The sequence below is a fragment of the Aeromonas sp. L_1B5_3 genome, assembly GCF_963866575.1.
In the GTDB taxonomy this organism is placed as follows: domain Bacteria; phylum Pseudomonadota; class Gammaproteobacteria; order Enterobacterales; family Aeromonadaceae; genus Aeromonas; species Aeromonas jandaei.
In genome coordinates, this window is record NZ_CAWMDN010000118.1 from 95948 (window position 1) to 107364 (window position 11417).

The following is an 11417-nucleotide window of genomic DNA, read 5'->3' on the forward strand; positions in this document are numbered from 1 at the left end:
TGCCGCCCCGTTGCCCAGTACGGCTCATGTCGTTATGCTGGCAAGTTGAAAGCAACAATTTCGGTGATTAGCGCAGTCCGGTAGCGCATCTGGTTTGGGACCAGAGGGTCAAAGGTTCGAATCCTTTATCACCGACCAAGTTTATCGATCTGCCATTCAGGCGAGTCGAGAAAAGCGCCCTTAGCTCAGTCGGATAGAGCAACGGCCTTCTAAGCCGTGGGTCGCAGGTTCGAATCCTGCAGGGCGCGCCATTGATTCTCAATTTGTTGAAGAATCAATGCTGTTTTCAGTGGTGGCTGTAGCTCAGTTGGTAGAGTCCCGGATTGTGATTCCGGTTGTCGTGGGTTCGAGCCCCATCAGCCACCCCATTATTCCGTCGTTTGGCGCAACGCTGCCAATACGGCAAGATACAAGCCTTCTGGCTTGTCAAAAAACCGGCCTAGGCCGGTTTTTTTGTTTCTACACCGCCATTTTCTGCGTTTATATCCCCGCATGTCTCATCGCACAATGCCCTGAGTGGCTGAAATGCTAATGGCCCAGAGCCTCATGATTGCTCCGCCACCCGGCTATCACTCTTATTCATCGCGCGTCCCATATAACCCTCCCTCGTTCTTTTTCTGTATTTCCCAAGCGGCATTGATATGCTGACAGCTCCTCTTTTCTCCTGCTTCCGGTTGGAGCTTTTCTATGCAACGCATTCTTTTTGTTGAAGATGATCCCGAGATTGGCCAGCTCATCAGCAGCTGGCTCGGCCGCCACGATATGGAAGTGATCCTCGAACCCAGAGGCGATATGGCGCTGGCCAGGGTCGAAGCCGAACAACCGGATCTGGTGCTGCTCGATATCATGCTGCCGGGACAGGATGGTATGTCCCTCTGTCGGGATCTGCGGCCACGCTTTGATGGCCCCATCGTGATGCTCACTTCGCTCGACAGCGACATGAACCAGATCCTGAGCCTGGAGCTGGGTGCCAACGACTACATCCTTAAAACCACGCCTCCCCCCGTGCTGCTGGCCAGATTGCGGGTGCAGTTCCGCCAGCATCAGCAAACTGCCGCGCAACCGATCGCCGCCGCCGGCAGTGTGCCGCAGCAGTTGCAATTTGGCCGTCTGCTGGTCGATGGGCCGGGGCGGGATGTTCGCCTCGATGGCGAGAGCATTGCCCTCTCGACTGCCGACTTTGATCTGTTGTGGGAGCTTGCCAGCCACGCCGGCCAGATCCTGGGGCGGGAAGCCCTGTTCCGCAGCCTGCGCGGCCGAGAGTATGACGGTCAGGATCGCAGCATGGATGTGGCCATCTCCCGCCTGCGCCGCAAACTGGGCGATAACCCTGACAACCCGACCCGGATCAAGACGGTGCGCCAGAAGGGCTACCTTTTCGTCCCCCACGCCTGGGAATAGCCTTAATCAGGGAGCACAACCATGCGCCGTCTCTTTATCCAGTTCTATCTGTTGCTGATCGGCTGTTTCACCCTGGCGATTCTGCTGGTTGGCGTGGTCTATCAGGTCACCGCCGAGCGAGCCGGCGACCGTTATCTCGAGCGGATGATGCAAGGCACCCTTGGCCTGCTGACCGACGAGCTGGCCAGAATTCCTCCCGAGCGCTGGCCAGATCGGCTGGCCGAGCAGAGCAGCCAGTTCACCCTCCCCCTCAAGGTTGGCGAGCTGGCCCATCAGCCCCTTGCCAGCGAGGATCAGGCATTTCTTGCCGCCGGCAATATCGTCATCGTCGAGGAGGATGACACCTTCCTCCAACGGATCCCCGATACCGATCAGGTGCTTATCGTTGGCCCGGTGCCCTATCTCTCCTACCTGCACGAACTGCACTGGGTCGATGTGGGACTGCTGCTGATCATTGGCCTCTCCCTCGGGCTGCCCATCCTGCTCTGGCTGCGTCCGCACTGGCGCGGCTTGCTGCAACTGGAGCAGACGGCCCGCCGGGTAGGCGATGGCGATCTCTCCTGCCGCACCAACCTGCCGCCGGGCAGCAGTCTGGCCCGGGTGGGGCGAACCTTCGATCAGATGACCGCCCAGTTGCAAGCCATGCTCACCAGCCGCAAGCAGCTGACAGATGCCATCGCCCATGAGCTGCGTACCCCGCTGGTCAGATTGCGTTATCGGCTTGCCATGCTCGATCCTGCCCCTGCCGCAGAAGAGCAGCAGGCACTGGAGCGGGATCTGGGGGCACTGGACTCCCTTATCGAAGAGATGCTGACCTACGCCAAGCTGGATCGACCCGAGCTGCCACTGCAGCGGGATGAGCTGGAGCTGGGCAGCTGGGCAGAGCATCACCTCGGCGACTGGCAAGCGTTGCGGCCGGAGAAACACCTGACCCTCGCTCTGCCACCCATCAAGATGCCCTGGTGCGGCGATCATCGTCTGCTGACACGCGCCGTCGAGAACCTCATCGGCAACGCCCTGCGTTACGCCGAAAGCGAGGTTACCCTCTCCATCTCGCGGCTGCAGGAGAACTATCTGCTGGAAGTCAGCGACGACGGGCCGGGTATCGACCCCGCACTGGCGCACCAGATCTTCGAGCCGTTCGTGCGTCTTGATCAGAGTCGGGATCGCCGCACCGGCGGCACCGGGCTGGGGCTTGCCATTGTGCGCAGCATAGCGCTCCACCACGGCGGTGATGTGGCATTGCTTCCCACCGGCAAGGGGGCCCGCTTCTGCCTCACCCTCCCTGTACATTTGGATACAAACCGTCACCAAGTGCTCACTGAAGTACCGCGCTCAGCGTCATAGGATGAAGCCATGGAGAAACGCTCCATACCACCAATCCGAATAAGGAAATTGACCATGAAAAAAATCATTCCCCTGACTCTGGCCGCCGTTTTCGCCCTGACTTCCGGTTTCACCATGGCTGCCACCCCGACCAAAACTGCCGCCCCGCAAGCGACCCAGACCAAGGTTGTGAAAAAGCACCATAAAACTGCGCACAAAGCGCCGTCCGTCAAAGTCGCGCCGAAAACCAAGTAATCGCCTCTGACCCTTGAGTGACGACCAGACCGTCAATCTGTACATAACAGAACAAGAGTAGAGCGGAGAGATAAAAGGGAGGCCGGTTGCCTCCCTTTTCATCTGGTCATGATGAAAACTGCCTCTGCCAAGCAGGTTCCACATGACAAGATCATTGCTGTTCCATCATGCCGACTATCGTAATAACCTCATGACACTGCCGCACATTATTCAGGCTATCGCGCATCATCCAACCCATTACCGTAACCTCATCAACGCTCATCGTTTGAACTGACAATAGGAACATGGAATGTGGCGTCATCTCATTAAATGGCTAGGCCCGCTCTGCAGCTTGCTGCTGCTGGGCGCCGCCCTGACCGTACTCTATCATCTGACCCATTCATGGCACTGGCACGATATTCGTATCGCCATCTGGTCACAACCGCTGCCCACGCTGGCTGGCGCCCTGCTGCTGACCCTGCTCAGTTATGGCCTGCTCTGTGGCTATGACATGCTGGCATTGCATGCGCTGGGCAAGCGGCTCCCCTGGCAACAGGTGGGAGTCACCTCCTTTATCGCCTACACCTTCTCCAACACGCTGGGCTTCGCCCTGCTGACGGGCGCCTCGGTGCGCTACCGGATCTACTCGGCCCTCGGACTGGCGACCGGCGAGGTGGCACGGGTGGTACTCTTCTGCTCCATCACCTTCTTCCTCGGGCTGCTCGGCTGGGGCGGCAGTGCCTTGCTGTTCGGCAGCACGGCGGCCCAGCTGCTACCCGATTGGCCAAGCTGGATCTACAGCCTGCTCCATCTGGCCGGTGCCGGCGCCCTGCTGCTGGTGCTGGGCTATCTGCTCTGGCCCCGTCCCAGCTTCTCCTGGCGCGAACACAGCCTGATCCTGCCCGGGATAAAGGTACGCCTGCTGCAACTGCTGGTCGCGCTGGCGGACTGGATGGCCGCCGCCGCCGTGCTGTTTGTGCTGTTACCCACCGATAGCGTCCCCTACCCCGTGCTGCTCAGTGCCTTCGTGCTGGCCAGCTTCCTCGGGGTGCTGGCCCACGTGCCGGGCGGGATCGGGGTGTTCGAAGCGAGCATGAGCCTGCTGCTGGCCCACTACCTGCCGGCCGACAAGCTGCTCGCCTCGCTGCTGCTCTACCGCTGCATCTATTACGTACTGCCATTCCTCTGCGCCCTGCTGCTCTTTACCAGTCAGGAGATGTTGCACCAGAAGGCTCGCTGGCAGCGGTTGCAGGGGATCATGAGCGCCATTCAGGAGTTTCTGCCTGCCCTGATCAGCGTGGGCACCTTCGCCGCCGGCAGCCTGCTGCTCTGCTCGGGCATGATCCCGACCATGCGCAGCCACATCGAAGTGTGGCTGCAGGTGCTGCCGCTCCACCTGCTCGAGCTCTCCCACGTGCTCGGCAGCGTGAGCGGTATCCTCCTGATCCTGCTGGCACGCAGCCTCTATCGCCGTCACGACGCCGCGTTTCGCATCACCCAGCTGCTGCTGGTACTGGGGATCGCCTTCTCCCTGCTCAAGGGGGGTGACTGGGAGTCAGCCCTGCTGCTCGGCAGCTTCCTGCTCATCATGACCCCCTGCCGTTCTCTCTTCTATCGCAAAGGGTCGCTGCTCTATCCCCAGTACACCCCGGGCTGGCTCATTTCAGTCGGCGCCGTGCTGCTGGGGGCGCTGTGGCTGCTGCTCTTCTCCTACCGTCAGGTGGAGTATGACCACGCCCTCTGGTTCCACTTCTCGCCCCACGGCGGGGCTGCCCGCGGCCTGCGCGCCATGGGGAGCGTGGTGGCCGTGCTGGCCATTGCCGGGGTTGCCCAGCTGCTTGCACCGCTGCGCGTAGTCGGCGAAAAGCCGGACAAGGAGACGCTGGCGCGCGCTCACGAGCTGGTGGTGCGCGAAGGGGGGATCCACGGCTATCTGGCCCAGTTGCAGGACAAGTCCCTGCTGTTCCACCCCGCCGGCGACGCCTTCCTGATGTATGGTATCGAGGGCAACAGCTGGATTGTGATGGGGGATCCCGTCGGTCGCCCCGAGCAGATCGAAGAGCTGCTCTGGCAATTTCGCGAGCGGTGCGACGAGCACGACGCCAACCCGGTCTTTTATCAGGTCTCGGCCCGCTATCTGCCGCTCTATCTGGAGCTGGGGCTGATCCCCTTCAAGCTCGGTGAAGAGGCGATGGTCGATCTGGCTAGCTTCGATCTGGCGGGCAGCCGGCTGCGCAACCTGCGCCAGAGCCACGCCAAAGGCAAACGGGAAGGGTTGACCTTCGAGGTGGTCGAGGCAAGCGCCGTGGCCCCCCTGCTGCCCAGATTGCAGACCGTCTCAGATACCTGGCTGCAGAGCAAGATGGGCAAGGAGAAGGGCTTCTCGGTCGGCCGCTTCGAGCCTGACTACCTGACCTTGAGCCCGGCTGCGCTGGTGTGGCACGAGGGGCAGATCGTCGGCTTTGCCAACCTCTGGGTGAGTGATAACAAGGAGATGCTCTCCATCGATCTGATGCGCTACAGCCTGGATACCGGTACTGCCCCCATCATGGATTTTCTCTTTGTCGAACTGCTGCTGTGGGGCAAGGCGCAAGGGTACGCCAGCTTCAATCTGGGGATGGCCCCCATGTCCGGCTTCAACGATCACCCGCTCAACAGCTACTGGGCCCGTCTTGGCAATACCCTGTTTGTGCGTGGCAGCCGTTTTTACAACTTTCAGGGGCTCAGACGCTACAAGGAGAAATTTTCGCCCCGCTGGGAACCCCGCTACCTGCTCTGCAGCAGCAAGCTGGTACTGCCCAGAACCCTGACTCACCTGATCACCCTGATTAGCCGCGGCCCGCTGGGGCTGATCAAGAAATAGGAGCATGGCCAATGAGAGCCTTGATATTGCTGTTACTCAGTCTCGTACTGCCCGTTTCGTCTTTTGCGGCGCACGCCGCCCCGGTCAAGGATGACCTGAGCCTGATTGAGCTGCCGGTCAAGCAGCCATCCGACGCCCCTTTGGTGATTTTTCTCAGCGGCGATGGTGGCTGGGCGGCCCTCGACAAGGGGTTGAGCGCCCAATTTCAGCTGCACGGCATGCCGGTCGTGGGCTGGAGCTCCCTCACCTACTACTGGAAGAAGAAAACCCCGGAGCAGGTGACCGCCGATCTGGAGCGGATCCTCGATGATTACCAGACTCGCTGGCAGCGTCCCCGCTGGCTGCTGGTGGGCTTCTCGTTTGGTGCCGAGATTGTCCCCTTCGTCATCAACCGGTTGCCGGAGCACTATCGTCAGGGACTGGTCGGGGCCGTGATGCTCTCCCCCTCCACCAGCTCGGACTTCGAGATCCACGTCAGCGACATGCTGACCCACAAGGCGCGCAGCTATCCGACCGAGCCGCAGGTAAAAACCATACGGGATCTGCCGATGGTCTGCCTGCAAGGTGCCGATGACGATGACGACGACCGCCTCTGCCCCCGTCTCAACCAGCCCAACGTCACCACCGTCACTCTGCCGGGCGGCCACCACTTTGAGGATGATTACCCGGTGCTCTATCAGGCCATCACCAAGCACATGACCCTCACCACACCCTGAGCGGCGATGAAAACAGAGAGGGCGACCACAGGGTCGCCCTCTCTTTTTGTATTCGGGGTCTCGTCAACTACGGCTGATCACCACCAGCCCAGCAGATTGCGGCCGGTCAGCGCCCCCCACACCAGCACGTTGAGCGCCAGCGCGATAAAGACGGCGGCAGAGCCCATGTCCTTGGCCCGACCGGAAAGCTCGTGATGTTCGGAGCCAATTCGGTCCACCACCGCCTCGACGGCGGAGTTGAGGATCTCCACGATCACCACCAGCCAGCTGATGACCATCAGCAGCAGGATCTGGGTCAGCCCATCCCCCACCAGAAAGGCCAGCGGCATCAGCAATATGATCAGCAGCAGCTCCTGACGAAAGGCAGCCTCATGCAGCCAGGCGGACGAAAGCCCCTTCATGCTGTAACGGGTGGCATGGATAATCCGGGTGATCCCTGTAGCGCCAGGTTTGGCCATTTTCGCTTCCTCTTTTGATGGCAACCCGCTCCATTTCGTACATAGCATCTAAACAAATGGAGAAAGTCATATATAAAAACTGAACAATTTTGGGGATAAAAAAGGGGCGCTCTGGCGCCCCGAGTCGGCCCTCACCTTACTGCACGGTGCGGCACTGGCTGAAAATATCGAGCTGCTTGTCGTACACCGCCGTGCTGACATCCCAGATCCCGAGCACAGAAGAGAAAAGGTTGTCATGGGAGTAGCGATTGTCTGCCGCTTTTTGCTGCAGGCAGTTCAGATCCATCCCCTTCTCTTTGGCAAAGCCCGGCGACATCCAGACCTGCATCGGCACCCGGGTCTGGTCGTCAGGGGCAAACTTGTAGGGCGTGCCATGCAGGTAGAGCCCCATCGCCCCCAGCGACTCGCCGTGATCAGAGAGGTAGATCAACGCCGTGTTGTACTTATCTTCGTAGGTTTTCAACTTGGCAATCATCTCTGCAATCACGAAATCGGTGTAGCGGATGGTGTTGTCATAGGTGTTGGTGAGCTCTTCATCGCTGCAGTTCTCGATGTCGCTGCGCGGGCAGTCCGGTACGAACTGGCGATGGTTATCCGGATAGCGCTTGTAGTAGGTCGGGCCGTGGCTGCCGATCAGATGGAAACCGACCAGCTTGTCGCCCTTCATCTGCGCCACCTCGTCGTCGAGATTTTGCAGTACGACCTCGTCATAGCAGGTGTTCTTGTCGCAGAACTGCGGGTGATCTTTTGGCTTGATCTCGATGTTGGGCACCCGATCGCACACCCCTTTGCAACCGCCGTCGTTCTCCTTCCAGAAGATGGAGACCCCGCTTCTTTGCAGCACATCGAGCAGGCCTTCGCTGTTGCGGGCCCGGTTGTCATCAAACTCCTTGCGCCCCATGTTGGAGAACATGCAGGGCACCGACACCGCCGTAGCCGTCCCGCATGAGCGCACGTCCTTGAAGGAGATCACGCCCCCGGCCTGACTGGTAAAGGGGTTGGTCTCTTTCTCGTAGCCGTTCATCGAGAAGTTCTTGCCGCGGGCTGTCTCCCCCACCACCAGGAACATCAGGGTCGGTTTATCCTCTTTCGCGACTAGCTTGGCATCATCACCCAGGGTGGTGAACGGAATGGGTTCGGCGACGTAGCGCTTGTAGAGATACTTGGTGGTGCTGTAGACATAGTTGGCCGGCACGATCTCGCGATTGAGCGTCTGGTTGTTGCGCCCGACCGAAACGTAATCCTGATAGTAAAACGCCGCTATGATGCCCACGATAGCCAGGGATGCAGCCATGGAGATGGCGCGCTGGAACAGCCCCAGATACCACTTTTTCGGGTACTCGATTTTGACAAAGAAGAGCAGCACGGCGGGCAATACACCGGCCAGCGCCACCCAGAGCACGATGGGCAGACTGATATAGGAGTAGGCCTCGCTCTGGTTGGTCTCGAAGATGTTCTGGATCATCTCCTGATCGAACATGACCCGATACTTCAGCATGGTGTAACTGACGATGGCGCCGGTCACAAAGAGAAACGCAAAGAAGGGTTTCAGGAAGTAGCGCTGGGAGAAGGGCATGAAAACGAAGTTGAGCGCCGCCACCAGCAGCACCGGGATCGAGATGGCGAATCCGATCTTGAAGTGCTCCAGATTGCTGAGGATATCGTAGAAGTGAAGCAACACGGGCCAGTTAAGCAGGAAGGCAAATATCAGTGCCAACAGGAAGATAAAGGGTACAACTCTGATTTTTACCACCGAAACACCACCTCTTGAACCAAATGCCGGAAAATTGAACGCAACCTGAACCAAGGCTGCACCGGGATACTAACAGCGCCAGTTGATAGCCCTCTCAATTAATCAGTAACACCTTGTTACAATGTGAGCTTTATCAACTATTGAATTGCTGGCGGACAATAAAACTTGAACCTTAAGGAATAATTAAGATCCCGCTGATACCCGCAAAGTTTGCAGCTGGTCAAAAATGATCTTTTCTTGCCATCCCCTCTGTGACCTTAAGCCTCTCTTAAGAGATCCCCGACATGCTCATTGCTGACGGCTCTTCGTCAAACCACAGGATGGTGCATTATGCATAACAGCGTCGCTCACTCAGTCAGCAAGGTGCCGGAGATCATCCTGGCATTCTGGTTCACCAAAATATTGGCAACGACTCTGGGAGAAACCGGAGGAGATGCGGTATCCATGTCGATGGATCTCGGCTATCTGGTCAGTACCGGCATCTTTGCCGTGATCTTCTTTATTGCCGTCGGCGCCCAGATTTCTGCCAAGCGCTATAACCCGGCGCTCTACTGGACAACCATTATCGCCACCACAACCGTGGGCACCACGTTGGCAGACTTTGCCGATCGTTCACTGGGGATGGGCTATGCAGGCGGGTCAACCCTGCTGTTCCTGCTGCTGATGGGCTCTTTTCTGGTGTGGTACAAATTTCAGGGCAGCATAGCGACCAGTGACATCAGTTCATCCAGAACCGAGATGTTCTACTGGATCACCATCATGTTCTCCCAGACGCTGGGTACTGCGCTGGGGGACTGGGTGGCCGATGATGGCGGCTTTGGCTATACCGGCAGCATGGTGCTCTTTGGCGGTATCTTGCTGGCCATTGTCGCAACCTACCTGCTGACCCGGGTCTCACGCACCCTGCTCTTCTGGGCCGCTTTCATCATCACTCGTCCGCTAGGGGCAGTGGTGGGGGATTTCCTCGACAAGCCGCTTGGCAAAGGGGGGCTGGAGCTCAGCAGATACTCCGCCTCGGCAGCCTTATTGGCCGCCATTGCCCTGCTGGTCTATCTCTCCACCCTGAAAAAGCGCGAGGTGATCCCGCAGGAGCTGGATCCTGAGTAAGGCGACAGAGTTATAGCCAGAGGCCAACCGGTGAAAAAGCAGAAAAGCAAAAAGCCCTGATGTCTCCATCAGGGCTTTGCAATTTGGCGGTGAGGGAGACCGCCTGAATCAAGTCCAGCCAAAGCCAGCCACATCCAACAAACCCATATAAAATCAACATCTTACAAATAAATTAGTCCAGTGTGGTCCAACTAAAAATGACTCTATCCCGTACTAAATGGCACAATGGATGGCATAGTCCATGGCATGCCACATTCTCAAGGAATCTTCCCTATGGCACTTCTTACCGATACTAAAGCACGTAATCTCAAGCCAGATGACAAAGCTATTGCACATGGTGGCGTAACAGGCCTTGCACTTCATCCATCAACAGCGAAAGGCCGTGGCAACTGGGTGCTTCGTTATGTCAGCCCAGTGACCGGCAAACGCAGAAATGCGGGGCTTGGTTCTTACCCAGAGATATCAATCGCCGATGCCACCAAGCAAGGACAGAAGATGCGAGAGCAACTCGCCAATGGCCTTGACCCACTCGAACTCAAACGTGCAGAAGAGAGCAAACCCTCTATCCCAACTTTTGAGGCTGCGGCTCGAGAAGTTCACTCCAAACTGCTGCCTGGATGGAAAAACCCCAAACACGGCAAACAGTGGATCTCGACGCTCGAGCAGTATGCATTCCCCATGATTGGCCAGTACTCAATCTCTGCCATCACCCCTGCACAGATCGCTGAGGTCTTAATGCCGATCTGGTTGGAGATCCCTGAAACTGCCAGCCGTGTGAAACAACGGCTGCATGCGGTCATGGCTTGGGCCTGGGCGCATGGTCACTGCCAAGCAAATCCGGTCGATGTGGTAAATCACTTGCTCCCGCTGCAACCCAGTAAAGCCGTTCGTACAGAGCATCAGCCAGCGATGCCCTGGCGTGATATTCCAGCCTTTGTTCAGCAGCATCTGAGGACAATACAACGTTACGATGTTACTCGCTTAATGCTGGAGTTCTTGATCCTGACCGCTTGCCGCTCAGGTGAAGTCCGAGCGATGAAATGGTCAGAGGTAGATCTGGAAGCAAAGATCTGGACCTTGCCAGCAGAACGAATGAAGGCCAAACAAATGCATCGCGTCCCGTTATCTCTTCGAGCTGTTGAGATCCTGATGGGATTACAGGGGTTGCATGATGAATTGGTCTTCCCTTCTCCACGCGATCAAGTCCCCCTATCAGATATGGTACTAACGACATTTTTGCGACGGGTAAAAGCGCCAAGCTCTACTCCTGGCCGTCTGGCAACGGCACATGGCTTTCGTTCCAGCTTTCGCGACTGGTGCAGCGAGCAGGGTTATGCGCGGGATCTTGCTGAACGAGCGTTAGCCCACACAGTACAAAACAAGGTAGAGGCAGCGTACCATCGCACCGACTTGCTGGACCAGCGGCGGCCCATGATGGATGCATGGGCTGCATTTATTTCCGGTTGCCAAACAACTGAATAAAAAAATGAATCGGCCGAATAGGCCGCTTCATTTTTACCGCGATGATGAACCCACTGTAGTAACCGTTCACCGGGACG

At 57.9% G+C, this 11417-nt stretch carries 9 protein-coding genes and 3 tRNA genes; 10 read left to right on the forward strand and 2 right to left on the reverse strand.

Annotated features, from left to right (window positions below; all coding sequences use genetic code 11):
• Positions 1-61 precede the first annotated feature (61 nt).
• From AACR93_RS14210 to AACR93_RS14245, 8 genes are all read left to right on the forward strand, one after another.
• Positions 62-138 (forward strand) — tRNA-Pro (locus AACR93_RS14210).
• Between the two features lie 36 nt (positions 139-174).
• Positions 175-251 (forward strand) — tRNA-Arg (locus AACR93_RS14215).
• Positions 252-292: 41 nt separating this feature from the next.
• A tRNA-His gene (locus AACR93_RS14220) sits at positions 293-368 on the forward strand.
• 319 nt (positions 369-687) lie between these two features.
• Positions 688-1401, forward strand: coding sequence for a two-component system response regulator RstA (rstA, locus tag AACR93_RS14225; protein ID WP_042032315.1), 714 nt, complete (start codon positions 688-690; stop codon positions 1399-1401).
• Positions 1402-1422: 21 nt separating this feature from the next.
• Positions 1423-2748, forward strand: coding sequence for a two-component system sensor histidine kinase RstB (rstB, locus tag AACR93_RS14230; protein WP_043851083.1), 1326 nt, complete (start codon positions 1423-1425; stop codon positions 2746-2748).
• A gap of 54 nt (positions 2749-2802) precedes the next feature.
• Positions 2803-2982, forward strand: a complete 180-nt coding sequence (locus tag AACR93_RS14235) for a hypothetical protein (RefSeq protein WP_033115160.1) — start codon at positions 2803-2805, stop codon at positions 2980-2982.
• 289 nt (positions 2983-3271) lie between these two features.
• The gene (gene mprF / locus AACR93_RS14240; protein ID WP_043851084.1) at positions 3272-5824 is read left to right on the forward strand and encodes a bifunctional lysylphosphatidylglycerol flippase/synthetase MprF; all 2553 of its coding nucleotides are present in this window, start codon (positions 3272-3274) and stop codon (positions 5822-5824) included.
• An 11-nt stretch (positions 5825-5835) separates the two neighbouring features.
• Positions 5836-6540, forward strand: a complete 705-nt coding sequence (locus AACR93_RS14245; RefSeq protein WP_043851085.1) for an AcvB/VirJ family lysyl-phosphatidylglycerol hydrolase — start codon at positions 5836-5838, stop codon at positions 6538-6540.
• A 77-nt stretch (positions 6541-6617) separates the two neighbouring features.
• On the opposite strand, the gene AACR93_RS14250 is transcribed toward AACR93_RS14245, so the two are convergent.
• Both AACR93_RS14250 and AACR93_RS14255 read right to left on the reverse strand, forming a co-directional pair.
• Positions 6618-6998 carry a diacylglycerol kinase gene (locus AACR93_RS14250; protein WP_033115157.1) on the reverse strand — a complete coding sequence of 127 codons (381 nt, stop codon included), beginning with the start codon at positions 6996-6998 and terminating at the stop codon, positions 6618-6620.
• 136 nt (positions 6999-7134) lie between these two features.
• A complete protein-coding gene (locus tag AACR93_RS14255; RefSeq protein ID WP_043851086.1) occupies positions 7135-8751 on the reverse strand; it encodes an MCR-3-related phosphoethanolamine--lipid A transferase in 1617 nt (538 codons plus the stop codon).
• A gap of 330 nt (positions 8752-9081) precedes the next feature.
• Here AACR93_RS14255 and AACR93_RS14260 point away from each other — a divergent pair, with 330 nt between their 5' ends.
• Both AACR93_RS14260 and AACR93_RS14265 read left to right on the forward strand, forming a co-directional pair.
• Entirely contained in the window at positions 9082-9858 is a 777-nt protein-coding gene (locus tag AACR93_RS14260; protein WP_043851087.1) for a COG4705 family protein, read from the forward strand.
• 273 nt (positions 9859-10131) lie between these two features.
• Complete coding sequence (locus AACR93_RS14265; protein WP_043851088.1) at positions 10132-11340, forward strand: tyrosine-type recombinase/integrase; 1209 nt, start codon at positions 10132-10134, stop codon at positions 11338-11340.
• The last annotated feature ends 77 nt before the right edge of the window (positions 11341-11417 follow it).